This is a genomic window from Bacillus sp. AFS077874, assembly GCF_002566505.1.
In the GTDB taxonomy this organism is placed as follows: Bacteria; Bacillota; Bacilli; order Bacillales; family Bacillaceae_G; genus Gottfriedia.
In genome coordinates this window covers 94,395-115,560 of the sequence record NZ_NUYF01000004.1, presented here as the reverse complement: position 1 = coordinate 115,560, position 21,166 = coordinate 94,395, and the positions used below count along the sequence as shown (strand labels likewise).

The following is a 21,166-nucleotide window of genomic DNA, read 5'->3' as shown; positions in this document are numbered from 1 at the left end:
GTATTAGATTCAATGTGTTTTATATGTAGAATCAGTTAAGTAATAATATTATTTTTTAGGATTAACAAAAAAGCTAGTTAATTTTTTTCTCTTTTTCTCTCAAATACAAATATAGAAGAATGCTTGACCAAAAGAATAATTCTATTAGATTAGTGATACTTTTTAGGATTCGAGTATTGTTAAAATCAATAAAATATGACATATCATATACAAGCCCGACAGAGTAATATTCCATCGAAGCAATATTTTCTTCATTAGCTATACTCCTTTAAATTTTCCATTATGCTACTTAATCATTTATGAAAAATTTTACAAATCCAATTTTTTTCTATTATAACCTCTTAATCAATACCTTCCCGCTCAAGGACACATAGGTAACTTTATAAGTGAATATAATTCATTGAGTCCTTTTGTAGAGGAGCGATGAGATGCCTAGGAATATGGATAATCAATTATCAACTGAACAAATGATAAATTTAATTAGAAATGGTCTAAAAAAATCAGTAGCTTCCAAAAATATTATAATAGTTGGCGCCGGATTATCAGGTCTAGTTGCAGCTTCATTGTTAAAAGATGCGGGGCATGGTATCACAATTCTTGAAGCAAATAATAGATTAGGAGGGCGAGTTTATACGTTGCGCTCCCCTTTTAGTAATGGGTTATCCTTTAACACAGGACCAATGCGTATTCATGACACACATTCTTTAACCTTAGAATATATTAAAAAATTCCAGTTAACCATTAATGAATTTATTAATCGTACTCCTAACGATATCATTTTCGCAAACGGTATTAAAACACGTCTTAACCAGTTTGAACAAAATCCAAGCATTTTAAATTATCCTGTTGCTCCAGATGAAAGAAAGAAAACAGCCGAGGATCTATTACTTTCATTGGTACAACCTTTTATTGATTTTATTAAACAAAATCCCAAAAAGAATTGGGATCTTTTAGAAAAACAATATAAAAAACATTCACTAGGCTTTATGTTAAGCTCTCACTTTTCAGATGGTGCAATTGACATGATTGGAGTGCTTCTTGACTTAGAAGCATATATGGGGATGTCTTTTATTGAGGTACTAAGAGAAATGGTATTCTTTAGTTCAACTACCCGATTCTATGAGATAACAGGTGGTATGGACCGATTACCGTATGCATTTTTGCCCCAATTAAAGGAAAATACTTATTTCCATCATAAAATGACAAAGCTTGTCCAGAACTCAACCAGTGTAACGATCCATACTACTCATCAACAAAATTTAGAGCACTATACTACTACAGGAGATCTTACTATCATTACCGTGCCTTTTTCAGCCTTAAGATTTGTGAAAGTCGAACCATACGATTCTTTTTCCTATATGAAACGAAAAGCGATTCGTGAAATCAATTATCTGTCTGCAACAAAAATTGGGGTTGAATTTAAAAGTAGATTTTGGGAAAAAGAAGGTCAACAAGGTGGTAAATCGATAACTGACCTACCGATTCGATTCACTTATTATCCAAGCTTAGGTATTGGTACACAAGGCGGTGCAGTCATATTAGCAAGTTATACATGGGCAGACGAATCGTTAACTTGGGGTAGCCTTTCTGAGGATGATCGCATTCAATATGTATTAAAAGACTTAGCCGAAATTTACGGACCACAAGTTTACAATGAATTCGTAACAGGAGCTTCCGTAAACTGGAGTCAAAACCCTTATTCTTGTGGTGCTTTCACAGCTTTTGAACCGGGGCAAGAAACAGAGTTATATCCATACATTGCTATACCGGAGGGTAGGGTCCACTTTGCTGGTGAACACACAACACTTACTCACGGTTGGATGCAAGGAGCGATTGAATCGGGAATTCGAGTTGCCCATGAAGTGAATGAGATTCCATAATGAAATAGGGAGATATAGTTTAAACTGTGCAATTCAATGCTACGTAAAATGACAGTGCCATCTCCCCCGCTAGTTATCAATTTAGAAAACGCTTACAATTCTAAGTTTGACTAGAGTGTTTTCAAAAAAAAGTTTCATAGTAAATCGGTATTTATGACATACCTTTCACTTAAGCACCAATAACTTTATAATTTTTATGTGCGACTACCGTTCTATTTCCTTCATATTCCAAAGCTGTTTTATTTTCAATTATATTCACAATTACTGTATTTTCATTAACCTTCACAACGATCCCTTTGACTCCATCCTTAAAAAAGATATGATCACCTAATTCTGCATTCTTTTTTGTCTTGACCATCTTGTTAGTCCCTCCAAACTAATAAGTATATGTAGTTAAACCTTATCTTATCATATTTGGCTCTTTTATTAAATGCTGCTACTGATCGTTTAATACTTTCTGGAGAACATTTTCCTTTAGAATAATGTATCCCGGATAAGCTCTATCGTTTCTTGTGCTTATCATATTTGACGTTTTCTAGTAATGCTGATTCGCTTTAAAGTTATTATCCTTTTCCAATTATACTTTAATAGATACAACATTATTAATAAATAACATAAAATATATGTCAATGATGTTGTTGTTTATATTGATATAAATGATGATAATCTATTAATTTTGTATAATTCATTTAGAAGTAGATTTCTATATGTTGTGACAGGAAGCAGTTATTTCTGAACAACGGTAACAACTTGCAGAATAAGTGGTAGAATTACCATTAATCCAAACCACATAATTATCAGATTGTCTCGAAACATTCTCAACAGTCCTTTCTATAGTTGTTTGTTGGTATTTTCTATTATTAGTTACTCCAGTTTGTAAAATTGAGTTAATCAATTCCTAAAGGCGTGCTAACTCCTTTTGCTGTATAAGCATTAGAGGAAACTGACACTCTATGTCTCTAGCGAGTTTGTTTTGTACCAGAGCTTATAAGGTTGACTTTTAAATATAAACATGTTACAAGTCCCCTCCATGTTCCTTCGTTTCTAATTTTCCCTAATCGTAGCATAGATTTTTCAGAAAAAAAGAACAGGGAGATGATAAATCATTTACATTCATGGGATACTTATTACAGTACTTTAACTAAAATCCTCGAATTATCAGAAAAAAAGATGTTTCCTGGGCCTCTTTTAACGCAAAAAGCCCAGTACAATTCGGTACTGAGCTGAACCTTCTATTTGTTATATGAATATTACAAAATATAATGTAGAAGTTACATAAATTACATCAAATAATTACACTTTTACTAGAATACTTATTTCATCTGATCTGTTTAGGCTGGTCTAACCAACAAACTGAGTATTAACACCGTTAAGGAAACACCAATAGAAAAAAGCCCGATTCCTCGTATAAAAATAGAGAAATTGGGCTTTTTCGTTGTATCGATAGCCTTGTTTCATTTGATTTGACCATTCTAATGACAAATAAACCTTTTTAAGTAGAGGATTCTATCAAAGGAACATATGTAAACCATGTTTCCTTTAGCATCTAGTGATATTCTAACCTACTTTACTTTCTTCTACAGCATGTTGCCAACTTGGGTAGTAATACAAAGCACTTCGCATTAAATCTGGATACTGTTGTTTTACCTCTTTTTTACGTAGTGAATTACCTTCGTTCTCTAACTTCTGAATCTGAGTAATAACTTCCTGTGATGTGAATTTAACATCCATTCTTCATTCCTCCCTTTCATAGTTAACAAGATTATCTTACCCTTTGGCTTACAAATTAAAACGATAAAGATAGTTGCAAATTAATCGCACCTATATTTTTGAAAATACTAACATATAGACTTGTTATTGTGAAGTAATTTACTACTTTCAAATCTTAAATAAAACAAACTACCTACACTAGAAATTTTTTTAACGCTACTTCCGTCCAGTGAACTGACCAACAAACTCAACATATCGATCTTTCAGCCTTGGTCTTTTACATAAATCAAGGCTGTTTTGACGATGACGGTTTTGTAGTTTTATTGCCAGCAGCGTCCTTGGAGTTTATTGAAATTTATAATCGATGGAAGTCAGGGAAAATGACAGCCCTTAAAGCTATGAAAGAAGTTGGTGTAAAAAAGACAACTTCTTTCATAGCTTTTAAAGGATGATGAAAAGTAATTAAAAAATAGCACTATATAATTAAGAAGATACTCTTCATAAAAATAGCATCAACCTAAGAATAATAGTTGATGCTCCTTCTGTTAAACAGATATACAGGAAACTGTTTTACTTATTAGTGGTCATTAAATAAAATGACTCCGATTGAATCCTTACCCGTAACCAGTGTACAAAACTGCCTCACAGTGACTAATGTAAATCTGTGCTAAATATTCATATCCTTTACTCTACTATGTCTAGATTTAAAAAGAACTCTGTAATGACTTTTATGCCAAAGCAGAGTTCTTTTGTCTTACTATTAAAGAAATATCTTAACTATTCAATACCTTTTGGGTCAGTATTTTGTACAAATACGTACCATAATAAAAAAGCAAACTTACTCCAACTATAATAAAAATTAATTGAGCAACAATAGATGCTTTCGCAACAAGAGAAAAATACAAAATAAATGCAATGAAAAAAGATAAGATCAAAATAGGTAAGTGCCCCCCTATAAACCATTTAGATTTATATCCTTTTACCTGTAAAATTCCATTTTGTATCTCTTTATATCCTGAGCCTTTAACACTAAATGGAGATATAAAATTTAGGTGTGCTACCACCTCAACATCAAAAGATTCATCAAGTTCTAACACAAGTAAAAAATTATACGGAAAACCAATGTTTCTAATGTCACTATTGGTAATCGAACCAATAGCACCCATAATCCATATAGGTAAAATAAACCACCAGAATTTCTTATCTGAAAGAATAGTGCTAGTAAACAAAATCTCAATTCGATTTGACTCAGGTAACTCAGGAATATCTATTGTTAGATTTTTGTTAATTTCTTTTATAGGTAAAGGTTTCGATGCACAGGTTACTTTACAGCTATAATTTTCTCTTAGAAAGTCATCCACAAAAAAGATGGTAAGTTTTTTTTCACCGTTCAACTACAAGCACCCCACTAACTATCTATTATTTTAAAAACAACTATAATGTAGAAAAATTTAAAAATAGATTAATAATGTATTCTTCCATCTATTTTTCCATCTTTCCAATCTGCAAATAACGCTAACCCCCCTCCTATAGAAAGAAAAGAACTAAGGTTATCGTAGATAAAATTAAGTAGAGAGTTTGTACTAAAGCTGAATGCTCCACCTATTGCTTTGGTTAATAGCCAACTAGCTGCTCCTGCTATTTTTGGTGCCAACTTTTTTACTAGCGCTTTAGCTGCTGCACCATATAGAAACTTTAAAGGTACGTATGCAGCACCTAGAGGAGTTAATCCCACTAATGTATCAATTGCGAATGCCACTAATGAACGAGATATCGAATGCGTCCCATTTGGGTCGACATTCATTACAGGATTATTATTCGCATAAGCATATAAATTTAATGTAGTAGGATTCTTAAGTTCACCATACTCTATTTGATCCTTAGTCAAAAAACGTCCTAAATCTGGACTGTAATAACGAGCTTTCAAATAGTATAGCCCAGTTTCCTGATCATAATAATACCCTGCATAACGAAACGGGATATCAACTGTACCCGTCTTACTTAAAAGCTCACCCCAAGGGCCATAGTTGTAAGTTGCCACCTGATTCCCATTTACATCCGTTACTCCTAGGATGTCTCCACGGTGATTGGTATGAACATAGTACATCAATCCGCCTTTTTCAACTGCAACTAAATCATTTCCATTGTAGATGTAAAGAGATAATGTGTTACCATTTGTGTCACTTTCTCTAACTAAACGGCCTTGGTCATCCCAATGATAATAGATTGTACCGCCAGATGGGGTCGTTTTACTAGTTCGTAAACCTCGGTAGTCATACGTATATGTTGCAATCGTCGAACCATCAGAAACTTTTGTAACTTTTATAAGTTGATTTTCATAATTATAGAAATAGTTAAATTTACTATCTTTAGTTAGATTACCATTGACATCGTAAGTAAAACCAGTATTCGTGATTTGGTTCGCTGCATTGTAAGTAAATGTCTGACTTCCTTTTTTGGTTAGATTACCTACAGCATCGTACTGATAGCTAGTAACAGTGCCAGCTTCATCAGTCCAACTTGTTAAACGGTTTAACTCATCATAGCTGAATGCTTGTGCTCCATTATACCCATAAATATTTGTAATATTCCCATTTTTGTCGTAATCATAGTCGTAGACACTACCATTCGGATTTCCTGGGTCTGCGATTTCAGTGATACGACCAAGTTTGTCATACGTTTGCTCACTTTTTAAACCATTACCTCGAATAATTTCAAATGGTAGACCTGACTCGTTATAATTATATTTCGTGACTTTTCCACTTGGATCAGTTAAGGAAAGAAGACGGTTATCCGATCCATAACTATACGAAATTGTTTTATTTTTTGAGTCCGTACTACTTAGTATATTCCCTACTTTATCTAACTGATAATTAGTGGAATAGCCAAACAGATTAGTGTATGATGTTAAACGGTTTATCCCATCATAGCTAAAGTTATAGCTACGACTCTGGTTATCTGTTACTTGTGTCAAATTATTGGCAACATCATAACTATAGTTCCAGTATTCAGTGGAGCCTATATAACTCTTTTTATTTAAACGATTCGCATTGTCATAAGTATACTGAACCTTATTTCCATTTGGATAGATCGTACTGTCTTCATTCCCTACATTATCGTAAGTATGAGAAGTAACTTTTCCTAATGGATCAGTCATACTTGTAATTTGATTTAACTCGTTGTATCCAAATGTAGTCTTATAGGTGTTATCTGTTGATGACGAACTACGGGCATCACGGATCGTTACATGTAAGTTGGATGGATCATATTCATAACGAGTGATCTTAAGTTTTGGATCTGTCACCGAAGTAAGATTGTTATTACCATCGTATGTAAAATTAGTCTTATATCCCATTGGATCCGTCATGCTTGTTTGATTACCAACGCCATCATACGAAAACTGAGTTAAATTCCCGTCAGCATCTTGTGTTGAAGTCAAATAATTTCCACTACTATCGTAACCATATAAAGTAGTACCGCTAGTCGTTAATCTCATATTATCAAAATAAGCTGTTCCTGTTGAAGACCAAACTGTACCATAGACTCTTGCGATAGCTGCATTAGCTGGTGGAGTCGTACTAACTGCATAACGAGTGAAGTCTTGCGTACCCTTTTGGAAGTTAGTTGTTGCATAATCTAGATAAGCTCCTGTGCTATCAAAGTAGTTAACTTCTATTCTAGCTCCAGACCCAGTTAAATTATTTGTTTTAACAAATCCAGATAAAGTCAACGGTTCACCTGGTTTTACTGGGATATCAGTACTTCCAATCCATGAATCGCCTACTGAAGGAAGATTTAATTTTGCACTATATGAATCTGCCCAAGCTGCTTCAGTTGTAATCGTTGCAGGGTTGGATGTACTTGTTAACCATAAAGAGCCTCCCCATTCAAAACTAGAATTTTCGATCATGTTAAAGTCAGTTAAAATATGACCTTCATCTGTTTTTATCGGTTTTTCTAACTGAATACTATCAAACCATACGGTTCCACTTGCCTGATCCAATTCAACAACCGCCAATGCATACGCACTATTCGTTGGAGCTGTCGCAGTTACTGTATATTCTTTGTTTCCATTTCCCCTAACATTATTCGAGTAGGAAGAGCCGAGATAATTCCAATTCGAATCATAGAACTCAATGCCAACATTGGCTCCACCAGTTCCAGAAACATTTTGAATTCTTCCGAATGCAGACAACGTTAATTTTGTTCCAGCCGTTACTTGTGCACCGTTACTATATAAATAAGCAGTAGTTGATGCGGCATTCGAGATTCTCACACTTTTCGAACCGTAAGAAGAAACTGTGGAGTCAACTGAAATAGAGGCAGTATTCCCCCCTTTATTCCATCCTATCAAATTCCCAGAAGTGTCAAGGCGTTCTAAATTTCCGTTTTCAATCAGATTGTACGTTGGTGCTCCTAAATCAGTACTAGAAGTGACCTTACCATTCGCATCAAACGTTTTTCCATCCGCTTCTTGGCGTTGTATATTGACATTCGAAATTTGATTCGAATTCTCATCATATCGAGCTACTTGTGTATTTTGATTTGCATTCGTTACCTCTGTTGGATTATTTTTACTGTCATACTTCATTGTAGTCGTTGCAGTATTACCAGTACTGATTGTTCCTGTAACTTGTGTTGTATTTCCCTTACTATCGTATTGGAAACTTGTTGAGCCTTTGCTATCAGTACTTGTCACCATTTCGTTTTGGTTCCAGTCATAGTTAAAGATATTATTAGCTCCGTCTTTATATTGGGTTAAATTATTTAATGTGTTGTGTACAAAAGTATTGATTTTCCCTGCAGGATCGGTAATCGTTGTTGTATGTGTAGTATCATTGTATGCAAAGTTCGTTTCATAAGTAGTAGTGGTATTTGAACGTGCATCAATTAACTTAACAATTCTACTTTGAGTATCGTAGTTAAATGTTGTTTTTTGACCTTTTGCATCAATAAATGTTTTCAAACGATTTGACGTATCATACTCAAATTGAACTTTATTATTTTGAGAATCAGTGACTCCAATCAGTTTACCGCTAGTATCATATGAAAACTGAAACTTATGGTTACTAGGGTCCGTTATATTATCTAAACGCTTATTTGTATCATAAGCATACAAAAGATTTCTACCAGACGGATCGGTTACTTTTGATAAATTTCCATCCGTATCGTACGTATAACTTTCTGTATTTTGTTTCGCATCTGTAATACTGACTAAACGTCCGTTTTCAAAACGAGAAACTGATTGGTCTTTATCTTGAATAGTAAATATACCCGCTTGCAATTTAGTTAATGTTAAATGTTTACCTGAAGGAGAGCTATAGGTACCATCTCCATTTTTTGTAAATATATGGTTCGTAGCATCTCCATCTTTCCAAGTAACACTGCCATCTGCGTTTTCTTGTAAGAAAAATCCATTTTCTAATGTCCATCCAAGACCTACACCTACGTTTTGTTGGGTCGTAGCATTATAAGTTAATCCTTCACTTAACGGTAGTGCACGACCATCTATAGTTACCAACGACTTATTAATGACTAGGTTTCCAGTCGCAGTATTAACTTGTGAAGACCAACCTGAACTTAAATCTGTCGAATAAAAGTTCCAATAAGATTCTTGTCCTAAATTTGGTTTATCTGCAACTCCAGTCGTAGCAGCAAACGTTCGTTTTGTTCCAATCATTGAATGATTACTTGGAGGTATTGCATATAATACAGAAGAAGCAGCAAATACTGAAACTACAAGTTTATTGATCCTACGTTGTAAAGAAGACTGATACCAAGATGACTTTTTCCCCATTGTTTATTCTTCCTCCTATTTTAACGAATCGGCTTTTTTAGGCCTTTCCTTCTGTATATTTTTATCGGTTTCAACTTGCTCGAAAGGAGTGTTTCCTTTATGTACTTGGACAGAGGGCTTTAAATTTTTATGGGGTTGTGGTTTATCCCCTTTTGTTAAATCTTGTTTCTCTATCTTCCATTTTTCTTTTTTGGGCGAGCTATCTGCTTGTGCTGCCATAACGTTATTTAGAATAAAAAATAATGACATAAGAGCTCCTAACAAAATGATTAAACGTTTCAATTTCATATTAATTCCTCCTCTAGTAATAAAATGACAAAATATAACCGAAATGGTCAGTAATGTTAGTACTCTATTTTACAATCCTCCCCTTTTCAAGAGTCCTATTCATTTTTGGTAACGGTTTCATTTTTGTCCCTTTTGAATTTTCCTATATACTTACAGTAAAATCAGCTAGAAAATTATGGTTAATAAATTTTGATTATGATTTTTTTATTTCTTTTTAACCTATTTTTAATTTGAATCATTGATTTCCTAGATTTTAACTGCTTTATTCAAACGCCTTTTACGATATTAATATGAAATTTTATTTCACATTAAAAATCACTAATGCAATAATTAACATTAGCGGTTTTGTTATATAAAGTTTGAATGAATTATTTCCCCAAATTTTTTTTGCTTTATCCAATCCTTTTATGATATTAATATGAAATTTTATTTCATACAAAAAACCACTAATGCATTAATTAACATTAGCGTTTTGTTATATAAAAATATTTTTTGATTATTCATAAAAATACAAATAGTATACAGGAGGGCTGAACTATCAGGAAGATATAAAAGTATCTAATCAGATTTCTGAGTTAATGCTTTCTAAGTATGTAGTACCAATGGATTTTTTACAGTATTCGATAGATGAGCTGTGTATGAATGTAAAATCGTATAAAAAAATTCATAAGAAAGAACCTATTGAATTAGCTAAAGTAATACAGGAAGATATCTATAATTTAACAGGAGTCACATCGACTATTGGTATAGGTCAGAATATTTTGATGTCAAAACTGGCTCTTGATAATGGTGCTAAGAAGTCTCCTGATGGAATTGCATACTGGAAATATGAAGATATCCCAACAAAAGTATGGAGCATCAAACCTTTAGATAAATTTTGGGGAATTGCATCTAAAACTAAAATGAAACTAAACCGATTAGGTATATCTACAATTGGCGAACTCGCACGCTACCCTAAGGAAGTACTTATTAAGCAATTTGGAAATGTAATGGGTACCGAACTGCATCTTCATGCGAATGGGATAGATTTTTCTAAAATCGGAGAAATGCAAAACTTTAAACCAAGAGATACTAGTCTTGAGCGATCTCAAATTTTGCTTAGAGATTATCAATCTCATGAAATCAAAAACCTTATACTAGAGCAATTGGAGGAAGTATGTTTTCGTTTAAGAAACCAAAATAAATTATGTCGAACAATTCATTTTGGTATTGGCTATTCATCAGGTGTTGGTGGATTTAGTAAGTCAGTCACAATCATTCAACCAACAGAGTTAACAAAAGATTGGTATAAAGTTGTCTTAAAATACTTGAAGAAAATTACAATAATGAACCAGTTAGGTCTATTTCCATTGCACTAAAAAATTCCGTTAAAAAAGATTTTGAACAAATTACTTTTTTCTCCAATCCCATAAAAAAAGAAAAAGAAACAAACTTAACAAAAACTATGGATGAAATAAGACGTAAGTATGGTAAAAATAGTCTTTTAAGGGCATGTTCCTACTTAGAACACAGCACGATGAGAACAAGTAATAAGAAGATAGGTGGTCACCATGCATGATGAAAAAACAAAATAAATTGGGTAGAGGTATAGTTAAATGGCAGCCATTCGCTTCAATTCCTCAACAATATGCTGGTGTCAGAAAAATAATAGAAAATCAAAAGAAAATACCTCAACCTATACTCGATGAGGAAGAACAAGAACGGATTAATTATATACTTGTAGAAGCTACTGAGAGCATGAGTGAAGTAACATTCGTGTACTGGATTAACGGACGGATTGAAACGGAAGTAGGGAGGATAAGGAAAATGGACCATATAACTAAGGAAGTTTTCTTTATTGATAGCTTTGACTGCATCTACGCACTTTCAATCCCAGCAATCGTTGATGTTGTATTAGCATAAGTAAAAATGCAACCATTAACTTGGTTGCATTCACATGTTAATTATAACTAATAATAATACCGTTAGTACCATAGTTGTTACTTGTAGGTGTATATACAATTAATCCTATTTGATCTAGATTTGAGATAATATTTTTACCACTACTAACAGTAAGATTTTGCTCTTTACCACTTAAGTCGAGAATTGTTAAGTTAACGTTATCACGATTGCTATATAGAACAATAGAATTGCCAAACTTAGCTAAACTACCATAACTACTAGTAGGTAAAGTTATAGCATCATTATTTGAAAGATGCCAAGTTGATAATACAACACTATCCATTTTTAGATACTCATCAATTTTTGATTGTAAACCATTAGAGACAATTCCTTTTAATCTATTTTGTAGTTCTGATACATCGTGGAGCAGTGAGTCATTTTGGCTTACTAGCTGTTGATCTTTTGAAGTAAGTTTATCAACTTGATTACTTAATGATGTAATTTAATCAGATTTATCATCTCTATCTACCAATAAATTATTATAGGAATTTTGCAATTGACTCTTGTGTAGAAAGTGATTGTATCGAACTAGTAAAATCACGGTTATTATATGTTAAGTTTGAAACCGTTGTCTGTGATTGAGTTAATTGATTTTTAAGGCCAGCATTGTCAGACTTGTATGTATTCAATTGGCTAGTAAGCGAAGTAACTTGTTTACTTAAATTATTTTTTTCATTTTTTGTCGAATTGTATTTAGCAATATAAGTGTTACTAATTGTTATTTTATTCTTGCTCGAATTCAAATCTTGTATTGTTAATCCAGCACTTTTAGCCAAGAAACAGGTACAAAACCTACTTTTCCATTATCGTACACACTAGAATAACGAGTACTATTTACAAATGTACCTTTTGAAGAATCGTTCCCAAAACTACTTTGATAAAAATTTTTAACAAGAGTTCTAACAGGTGCTGCTTCCCCGACAACAGCAAAACCTAATAACGATGAGCATATTACACTAATAATAATACCGTTATTCTTTTTAATTTTCATTATAATTCTCTTTTAATTGATTCCATAGTTGCCCTTTAAAGTAAACTCTCCCTCTATTTAAGTATTGCTAGTAGCAGGTAGACTTCTTTTCATTCACACGCCTACATCTATTATATTTTTTATATTAATACTAGTAGTAAAAAGCATTCACATCTTCAGAGTATGTATGGCAACACATAAGACCGTTTTTTTATTAATTTAAGTTTCTAGATTTAGAATACTTTTAATATTATCGTTTGTAATTTTTACGTAAGTTTCTGAAGTACTTCTATAATCTTTATGTCCCAATAAAGACTGTACAATATGCATTGGAGTACCTTTTTCAAGCATTGTTTTAGCAAAAGTATGTCGAAAAATGCGTGGAGATATTTTTTTCCCTACTTTTGTCTTACTCCCAATATTCGAAATTTCCCTTTGAATACCTCTACTACTTAATTTTCTGTAGGGCTTCCTTTCCGTCACAAAAAGAAAATCTGTTTTATCCTCTCTATTTTCCAAATATATCTTTAAATATTTCTTTGCTTCTTCTGTTAGCAAGACAACTCTATTTCTGTTGGGAGTCGCAATTAAAATTGTATTATTTACCCAATCAATATTATTAATTCTAATATTTTCTATCTCCCCTAACTTACATCCCGTCGACAGTAAAATTTCAATGAGGGCACGGTCTCTAGGTGTTTCACAAGCATCAAGAATCTCTTTTATTTCTTCCATATTAAGTGCTTCTATAACTACTTCTTCAACTATATACGATTTTACTTTTCTTACTGGATTACTTTCGATAATTTTCTCTTCAACAAGCCAGTCAAAAAATATCTTTATATTTATTCGAATTGTTTCCAAAGTACTTTTAGCATTAATCTTAAAATTATCCTCTCTATATTTAAGATAATTTTTTATATGTTGAGAATCAACTTCTAGTAGTGATTTTCCGTTAGAAAATTCCAGAAATAAATCAAGTTCTAATTTATATAAATAAAGTGTTTTCTTGTTTAATCCCTGTCTTTCTTTATCATCTAAGTAATTGTTAATATGGTATTCTAGTCTGGTTTCTTTAATTATTTTTGAATCCAAATTTAATAGATCAGCACGAACCCAGCCCATCCTTGGATTATTAATAAATTCCTTCATTAGGGCTACAGTTACTTTCGCTGTAAGTTCTTCCTCTGTATTCCAAAAATTACACATTTTGCTTCTCATTGCTTTGTCTACAAATGCATCTAGCCTATCTTGTAAATCTGGATTTTTTTCCCTTTCAGATGGTTTAGTAGATGCCTCTCTATCTCTAATAAAAGCTAATACGGGTATACCCTTTTCACGTGCATAATCATATTCTTTTTCTGTATATGAAATGCCTTCTTCAGTTAATGAACCATATCGATGGCCTATTATTAATACATAATAATCACTATTATCAATTGTTTTCTTTATGACCGTCCACTGATCATCATCTCCTGCACTAAACATCTCCATACCAATCGGGAAATGGTACATTGATAAAATAGTCTCAGTGACCTTGGTCCTGGCATCTATTAAGTCTTTGTAAGTAGAACTAATAAATATTTGATACTTTTTCTCCAAATATAACCCCTCACAATCTTTAAATAGTATTACACCGATAAAACTACACTCTCTGTGTTGGATATTTTTTTAAAATAATCAGACAACCGTAATAACTAAAAGTATACTACCAAACATATATTTTTTGTGAAAAATAAAAAATCAAAACCACTATTTAGACTAGTGGTTTTGATTTGGAAGAATCCATTCATTCGTTTGTTTCACTAAAATTAGATATTTAACTTATTTTACTTTCTTCTACAGCATGTTGCCAACTTGGATAGTAATGCAAAGCACTCCGCATTAAATCAGGATACTGTTGTTTTACCTCTTTTTTACGTAGTGAATTACCTTCGTTCTCTAACTTCTGAATCTGAGTAATAACTTCCTGTGATGTGAATTTAACATCCATTCTTCATTCCTCCCTTTCATAGTTATTAAGATTTTCTTACCCTTTGGCTTACAAATTAAAACGATAAAGATAGTTGCAAATTAATCGCACCTATATTTCCGAAAATTCTAACATATAGAAAAGTTATTGTGAAGTAATTTACTACTGTCAGATCGTAAATAAAACAAACTACCTACACTAGAACTCTTTTTGATGTTACTTCCGTCCTGTTAACTGCCCAACAAACTCAACATCATCTATCTTCCAGCCTTGGTCTTTTATATACATCAAGGCTGTTTTAACAATGACCGTATCGGTACTCGTGACATCATTAAAGTCTGTACTTAACTTAAATTCATTAATGAATTCAGCTTCTGTCTTTGATGATTGGTATTCAAAGGGCTTTAATCCTACTAATGAGGATTTCACCGATTGTTCCGGCTTGGGTAGTTCCATACTGGAAGGGTGTGTTGCTTTATATCCCTGATCGGTCATATAGGGTTTAATGTTTTGATATCGTTCAGCAGTCGTTTGGTAAGTGAAAAAGTTTATTAAAAATGCCTGGTTTACTACTAACGCATCCGTATTTTGGATAGAGGTTAAAGACGAAATCTTCTCTTCATAATGTTTTTGGTTAGCCCTGACTTCTTGCAACTGTATACGTAAGTTGAACACATACACCAATACGATAGCCGCAGCGACAAAACCAATCATTAGCAAGATGACGTTTTTCTTTTGATTTGGTCCCATAAATCGTTCACCTCCATTATGGAATCCGCCTAAAGCCCAAGAAAGGATAGTTTTTCTTCCATTCTTCAACGGAAGAATAAGAAGTGCCGTTGCTACCATTTGAGTTAATGAACTTTCCATCTCCTATATACATTCCGACATGGGAAGGTCCTTGTTTATATGTAGAAAAGAAAACCAAATCTCCTGGCCTTATTTGATTTTCCAGAACGGGAATGGTTTTGTTGTATTGTGATTCGGCTGTCCCATATAGGTTGATTCCGACTTGAGCGAAAGCATATTCTAATAACCCAGAACAATCAAACCCGCCTGATGCTGGTGTTCTACCGCCCCACACATAAGGAAGACCAAGAAACTGTTTCATAATCGAATGGACTTCTTCCACATCAAAACGTTGGGTACCATCGCCCTCAACCATGACATCGCTATTTTCAGAATTATAATAACGCACCACATGTTCCACGTAATTGACATCACCATACTTGGACCACCCCAACTTTTCAGCCATCATTAGACTAAATTGAGAGGCAACTTCTTTAGAATAGCCTCCACGATCTAGTGCGTACTGGATAAATCCATTTCCGAAGTTATAGGCTTGTAAAGCTAAGTGAATATCGCCTCCTGCTTGTTTCATCACTTCCGAAAAATATTTCATTCCGACTTGTATCGAATAGTCAGGGTCTGTAATGGCTCCAGGAGGAAGTCCGATTGACTCAGAAGATTGCATCACATCTAACTGTCTTCCTCCAGACTCTTGTTGGATAAGAGCCATGATTAGTGCCACATACTCACTCATCCCATATTCATTAGCATATTTCCGTATAAGAGGTTTATAACGCAATACTTCTGCTGATATTTGTGCTGTTCCTCCGACTCCTTTTCCTGGAGCACCTGATTCAAATTGATTCTCTCCGCCTAAGCTAATTGATAGATATAATGCGATTCCAAAGATAGAGGTGAGTAGAAGAAGGACGCTTGCAAGTATCCAGGTAAAAGGATTTTTCAGAACAGCCATCGTTCCAGCAACTTTTGCACCTTTCTTCAGAACACCTTGCATATGCTCTCCTTTCTAAAAGCAATTCTGAAGCAATTACACGGCTTATTGTTCAAGAGTCCTATTGTATTTGCGTCAGAATATTTAGCTTTAATATTATTTTCGTTGTTTTGGTTTTCTACTTTTTGATCGCTTGACTGATTCAGTCGAAGGTTTAGAATTTCTATTTTTTATTTGTTGATCTGCTTCCCACTTAGTTAAATATTTGTCCGGTTCTCTTGAAGCTGCCACCTCTTTTCGGCTTTCCAATCTTCCTGATGGTTTTCGATGAGGAGATGGTTGTTTTTGATTGGTTCTAGTTGATTGATTTACTGCTGTTCTAGAAGGTGACTTTGTAGTTCCACTTTTTGTACTTTTACTAGTTTCTAATTGTTCTTGATTTTTGTGTGGCCGCTGTTTTTGGGAGTCAATTCTCACCACTGCTTTTCGATGTTCTGATCTTCCACTATTTGATACAGTACTGCTTGAATAATTTTTCCGCCCTTTACCTGCTGCCAAAAGCTCTTCATGACGCTTTTTCTTTTGATGGTTTCTATATGCATTACCTACCATTCTTTTTACCCCTTTAAATCCACTTTCACCAACGTCACCCATTTTGTTAAATGAGTTGGAAGTGACTCTTTCGACGACTTGTTGCCCTTGAATCATTCCAGCAGAAGCGACTTCAAATAGTTCTGATCTATATTTAAATAATCCCCAAATTGTAATACAAATCAGAAAAACGACAAACGCGTATCCTTCTACTCCATTAGTGACTTTGACCGATTCGTAAAGCAAGGTAGCAATTCCAGTTATAACAGCAATTAAAAGTACTAAACCAGCCTTCATCAGCAGTACACCTACCAATTTTTTACCGTGATTGAATGCACTCTCACTGTAAGAAGGGATTAACGAAAGAACAAGTGGAATTGCCGTGAAAATCACTAATGCTAAAAACCATACTTGGAGCAAAAACTTAAAAATTCCTAATAACAAAAGGGGAATTGAAAGTGCAATGGTCGAAAGGATTGTGATGATTAAATATCCCATTCGTTCTCCGCTGAAGTCTGGTGACATTTGTTTATTACCATTCTTTACTTCATCAGTAATTACATCACTTCTCTTTTCTTTTCCTTCCTCTGTATAAGGCTTAATCTCTAATAATTTATCTACTCGGGTAGCATCTTCACTTACAACTTCAGCTTCATTAGTTGAACCATAATTCAAAAGTAAATATGGACGTTTAACCATTAGATTAAACAATTGATTTTCTAAAACTGCCATTCCTTCTTTCGGATTGTAAGCAGCATTGCTATCAAACTCATCAGAGCTGACAAGAACATTTGCCGAGCTAGCAATTCCTTCAAGTTCTCCACCCCTATCATTCAGCCATTTGATATATCCTGTTGCATCCGAGTAAAACCAAAAGGTGAGGACCATGATCGCCAACGCACCGACGATGGCCTTTACTGCATAACCAACTTGTTGATTCACAAAATAACGCCATGCTGCAGTTCCGCCTACCAAAATAATAAACAGCGATAAGAAAGTCCCTGACATAATTTCATAGATTCGTTCACTCATTATGCCTACTTCGCTGACAATGGTACTAATTAAATCAAAAGACATAAGCTGATCAATTGAAAAAAGGGTAAAACTAGCAATTGTTTTATTAAATCCCCACATTCCTTGATTAATGGCATGTAAGGCATTATCACCGGCGTCCTTAAGACTATCCCCAATGTCTGCCTCCATTTTATAGTGTTCAAGAGGATATTCCTTGCTTTCCAATACCACGCGCCCAACGGTTTCTTCTTTTTTCTGGACAATCGATGATAGTTCTTCCGCAAATGAACCGGTAGGCATTAAGAAAAAAAACAACGATATACATATCCCTAGTCCATGTCTTAGGAGTTTCATCTAATTCCTCCTTATTCGCAGTGAACACAAGCTACCTGATTAAAACTATCTCTTACTTTCTCTGTGTCTATACTTTTACTTCCTACTATATCAATTTTCAATTCTTCATTTTTTTCACGAACAACATAACTGTCCTCTACTTTATTTCCCGATTCAGGATTTATGTAGCTAAATAGACTGTAGTACAATTCACTTTTTTCATCGTAATAAACTTCAATTTTCATATCCTTGTACTTTAGACTATTTTCTCTAGGAGGAGTGTCTTTATGGATATCGTAAGTCCCTTTTTTATATAAAAGTTCTTGCTCACGCTTATAATCAGCATTCAGGGTTGCTTTTTCCCATTCATAGGTTATTTTCGCAATATCTTCATGAGAATCACCCTTAGATACACTCTGACTGCACCCTGCTAAGAGTGCAATCAAAGTAGTAAATAAGATTAATAGTTTTTTCATCAGATGAACGCCTCCTCAGTTTCTGCTCTGCCTCGATCGTTTTCTTTTGTGTTGAAGGCATAAATCCATTCGTCAAATAATACATCCGTTTGAATTTTGGCGGTACGCCCGTACATATCTTCTACAATACACTGACCTTCTGTTAGGTTTTTTAGCATATCTCGATTCGCCTTATTGTCTTCCATCCCAAGAAATTCAATGATATTTGCAGCTTCCTCCGTCGTCTTTGCTTTAAACGCAAATTTGGTTCCGATATTTTCCTTGATTTGTGGTTTGTTATATTCATAGGTAGACTGTGTGATGATGTAAACGGCTGAACGTAGAGAACGGCCAGTACGTAACAATTCGTTAATCAGTCGATCACCGGCACCTGTATTCATGAGCATCCATGCTTCTTCAAAAATCGTTAATTTTACGACTGAATCATCCCGAGCAAATTTTGTTGCGAATTTCGCTAATGGCTGCATGAGTGCAACAGCGATGTGTTCATCCCGCGTGACAGCCTTTTCCCCCTCGTCTGGAAGATTTAAATTTTGAATCTGTAAGATGTTGACTTGTTCACTAAGACTAATTCCCTCTACGTTTCCTTCTGAAAACATGAGTTTTGCAATCCCATTTGTGCCAATCTCGTAAAGTAAGTCGCCTACATTTTTAATATCCTGATCGTCAGATGCTTGCAGGTAGCGAACAACTTTTAAAAGCCCAGGCTTACTCTCCTTTTGCATAATATATCGAACACCTTTATAGATGGCAGTTTTCACATTCCGTTCATTGGACTGAAGTTCGGATAAATATTCGAGAACGCCTACGGCTGCATCCTGCGCTTCCTCTCCTTTAAGGAAGGTAAGAGGATCTAGTTTCCCTGCATCCTCCTTTTCACTTGATAGAGTGATATAGTTAAAGCTTTCAATCAATTCTTTGAAAAATGGAGCTATAACGTCCATTTCAGGTGTTAGCGCTTGTTTAAATTTCTTTTCAACTTCATTTTTAGGATCCGTCATGAGGACTTTGGCTCCGAAAAAGACTGAGTTCAGTAAGACGTCTTTTAATAGAAAAGATTTCCCCATCCCTGTTGGTCCTGAAATGGTGACATGAGGTGAGGAGTATTTAGACCCTTTTAACCCTAAATGAGCAAGAAATGGGTGGTAAAACACGAGAGATTGAGAGCTTTCAAGACTCTCTCCCTGATGTGAAATGTTTTTCCCTAAATAAAAGCCTACCGTATTCCCAATTTTTCGTGTAAGAGAAAATAAAGATTCTGCAAATGATTCAGGCGTCAAAATTTGTTCCCAATCTTCTGCTACAATTTTGGCCGCTGGTATGGATTGATGGAATAATAGGAGTTGATCGGCTAATGGCTGTACAAGTTCAATTTGTCGGTCTTTAAAATCGATTTTCAGCCTTCTAGCTCTTTTTCGGACTTCTTCCTTCGTCTTGCCATGGACAACAAAATGGATATGTGTTCTAAGAAGTGGTTTTGCTTGGTTTTTAATCTGGTTCTCTAATTCATGTAACAGCTCTCTTCCTGTATTAATTAAACTGTCATCGTCCTCGTTTGCTTCAATGAGCTGAGCGTCTTGATCTCGAAAACGTTTTTTGATGGTATTCGTCTGATTTTCATCATCCTTCTTCTTCTTGTAGATAATCCTCATATTAACTTCGACTGGAAAGTCGTATGACTGAAAAAAATACGCCCATTCTCTATACGTTAAATCAATGGGAAATTCGGAAACGGGAAGAAATGTACACCAAGATTCTTCATCTAATTGCTTAATATGCACATATCCGGCTTTTCCTGGGTCTAGTATCCCTTCTGTCAGGCTATAGATACTCTCCTCTCCACCTGGCTGTTTCTGACCTCTGACAAATTGGTGACGAATCAGGTAGCGTAGTTCATTTTCTTTTATTCGGTACGCCCCTAAATAATTTTGAAGTGTTGTAAAAGCCTCTTCTTCGGATTCTTTAAAAAGGCTAACGGTACCATCATCTACTTCTTGTCCTCCAAAACCTGCAAGTTTCTGTAAATAACGATTCATACTTTTAAAAGAAGAAGAAAACGTACGAATGAAATTCTCATCCAACTCACGACGTTTCAATTTAACCCCAACAAAGAACTTGTACTCCACTACATGTCTCGCTTCTTCACGTAAAATATCTTTGGCCCGTTCGGCATAGAATTTTCCGATTTCCGCGTATTTGCCTTCATATTGTAATTGTAGGCGATTCATCCGTTTATCAATATCAACTGGAATTGGTATGATTTTATAATCTATTTCCTCAAAGGCTGAAAATTGCCAGGCAAGCCTTTGAAGACGGTTAACAAGATGATTTTCAGCTTCCTCTTCATTCACGCCTACAGTATTTTCGTGTAAACGATAGTAAGCCCAAGCTTCCATTTCATGAGTATAGATAACATTCTCTTTATAAGATTGAATTGGGAACTGTAACATGAA

At 34.4% G+C, this 21,166-nt stretch carries 18 protein-coding genes; 3 read left to right on the top strand and 15 right to left on the bottom strand.

Features of this window, described 5'->3' with window-relative positions:
* Positions 1-428 precede the first annotated feature (428 nt).
* Positions 429-1,880 carry a flavin monoamine oxidase family protein gene (locus tag COJ46_RS01700; RefSeq protein WP_097974418.1) on the top strand — a complete coding sequence of 484 codons (1,452 nt, stop codon included), beginning with the start codon at positions 429-431 and terminating at the stop codon, positions 1,878-1,880.
* Positions 1,881-2,049: 169 nt separating this feature from the next.
* On the opposite strand, the gene COJ46_RS01695 is transcribed toward COJ46_RS01700, so the two are convergent.
* The 5 genes from COJ46_RS01695 to COJ46_RS01680 all read right to left on the bottom strand — a co-directional run bounded on the left by COJ46_RS01695 (position 2,050) and on the right by COJ46_RS01680 (position 9,675).
* Complete coding sequence (locus COJ46_RS01695) at positions 2,050-2,238, bottom strand: DUF2187 family protein (protein ID WP_097974420.1); 189 nt, start codon at positions 2,236-2,238, stop codon at positions 2,050-2,052.
* A 1,199-nt stretch (positions 2,239-3,437) separates the two neighbouring features.
* Positions 3,438-3,611 carry a hypothetical protein gene (locus COJ46_RS24285; RefSeq protein ID WP_176522464.1) on the bottom strand — a complete coding sequence of 58 codons (174 nt, stop codon included), beginning with the start codon at positions 3,609-3,611 and terminating at the stop codon, positions 3,438-3,440.
* Positions 3,612-4,363: 752 nt separating this feature from the next.
* Positions 4,364-4,984 (bottom strand): hypothetical protein, encoded by a 621-nt coding sequence (locus COJ46_RS01690; RefSeq protein ID WP_097974422.1) that lies wholly within the window; start codon positions 4,982-4,984, stop codon positions 4,364-4,366.
* A gap of 68 nt (positions 4,985-5,052) precedes the next feature.
* Positions 5,053-9,387, bottom strand: coding sequence for an RHS repeat-associated core domain-containing protein (locus COJ46_RS01685; RefSeq protein WP_097974423.1), 4,335 nt, complete (start codon positions 9,385-9,387; stop codon positions 5,053-5,055).
* Positions 9,388-9,402: 15 nt separating this feature from the next.
* A complete protein-coding gene (locus tag COJ46_RS01680) occupies positions 9,403-9,675 on the bottom strand; it encodes a hypothetical protein (protein ID WP_097974425.1) in 273 nt (90 codons plus the stop codon).
* A 578-nt stretch (positions 9,676-10,253) separates the two neighbouring features.
* On the opposite strand from COJ46_RS01680, the gene COJ46_RS01675 reads away from it, so the two are divergent.
* Both COJ46_RS01675 and COJ46_RS01670 read left to right on the top strand, forming a co-directional pair.
* Positions 10,254-11,033, top strand: coding sequence for a Y-family DNA polymerase (locus tag COJ46_RS01675; protein ID WP_097974427.1), 780 nt, complete (start codon positions 10,254-10,256; stop codon positions 11,031-11,033).
* A 196-nt stretch (positions 11,034-11,229) separates the two neighbouring features.
* A complete protein-coding gene (locus COJ46_RS01670; RefSeq protein WP_097974429.1) occupies positions 11,230-11,577 on the top strand; it encodes a YolD-like family protein in 348 nt (115 codons plus the stop codon).
* A 37-nt stretch (positions 11,578-11,614) separates the two neighbouring features.
* Here COJ46_RS01670 and COJ46_RS01665 read toward each other — a convergent pair whose 3' ends face one another.
* The 10 genes from COJ46_RS01665 to COJ46_RS01625 form a co-directional block, all read right to left on the bottom strand.
* Positions 11,615-11,899, bottom strand: a complete 285-nt coding sequence (locus tag COJ46_RS01665; protein WP_097974431.1) for a hypothetical protein — start codon at positions 11,897-11,899, stop codon at positions 11,615-11,617.
* A 196-nt stretch (positions 11,900-12,095) separates the two neighbouring features.
* The gene (locus COJ46_RS01660; RefSeq protein ID WP_097974432.1) at positions 12,096-12,392 is read right to left on the bottom strand and encodes a hypothetical protein; all 297 of its coding nucleotides are present in this window, start codon (positions 12,390-12,392) and stop codon (positions 12,096-12,098) included.
* Positions 12,371-12,607, bottom strand: a complete 237-nt coding sequence (locus tag COJ46_RS01655) for a hypothetical protein (protein WP_097974434.1) — start codon at positions 12,605-12,607, stop codon at positions 12,371-12,373. Before COJ46_RS01655 ends, COJ46_RS01660 begins: the two co-directional genes overlap by 22 nt.
* Positions 12,608-12,805: 198 nt before the next feature.
* Positions 12,806-14,188, bottom strand: a complete 1,383-nt coding sequence (locus COJ46_RS01650; RefSeq protein WP_098565624.1) for a tyrosine-type recombinase/integrase — start codon at positions 14,186-14,188, stop codon at positions 12,806-12,808.
* A gap of 217 nt (positions 14,189-14,405) precedes the next feature.
* A complete protein-coding gene (locus tag COJ46_RS24280) occupies positions 14,406-14,579 on the bottom strand; it encodes a hypothetical protein (protein ID WP_176522465.1) in 174 nt (57 codons plus the stop codon).
* A 195-nt stretch (positions 14,580-14,774) separates the two neighbouring features.
* Complete coding sequence (locus COJ46_RS01645; RefSeq protein WP_097974437.1) at positions 14,775-15,308, bottom strand: hypothetical protein; 534 nt, start codon at positions 15,306-15,308, stop codon at positions 14,775-14,777.
* A 16-nt stretch (positions 15,309-15,324) separates the two neighbouring features.
* Entirely contained in the window at positions 15,325-16,362 is a 1,038-nt protein-coding gene (locus COJ46_RS01640; RefSeq protein ID WP_097974439.1) for a bifunctional lytic transglycosylase/C40 family peptidase, read from the bottom strand.
* 93 nt (positions 16,363-16,455) lie between these two features.
* Positions 16,456-18,258, bottom strand: coding sequence for a CD3337/EF1877 family mobilome membrane protein (locus COJ46_RS01635; RefSeq protein ID WP_097974441.1), 1,803 nt, complete (start codon positions 18,256-18,258; stop codon positions 16,456-16,458).
* A gap of 11 nt (positions 18,259-18,269) precedes the next feature.
* Positions 18,270-18,713, bottom strand: coding sequence for a hypothetical protein (locus COJ46_RS01630; RefSeq protein WP_097974443.1), 444 nt, complete (start codon positions 18,711-18,713; stop codon positions 18,270-18,272).
* Complete coding sequence (locus COJ46_RS01625; protein ID WP_097974444.1) at positions 18,713-21,163, bottom strand: ATP-binding protein; 2,451 nt, start codon at positions 21,161-21,163, stop codon at positions 18,713-18,715. The genes COJ46_RS01630 and COJ46_RS01625 overlap by 1 nt, the downstream gene beginning before the upstream one ends.
* Positions 21,164-21,166: the final 3 nt, after the last annotated feature.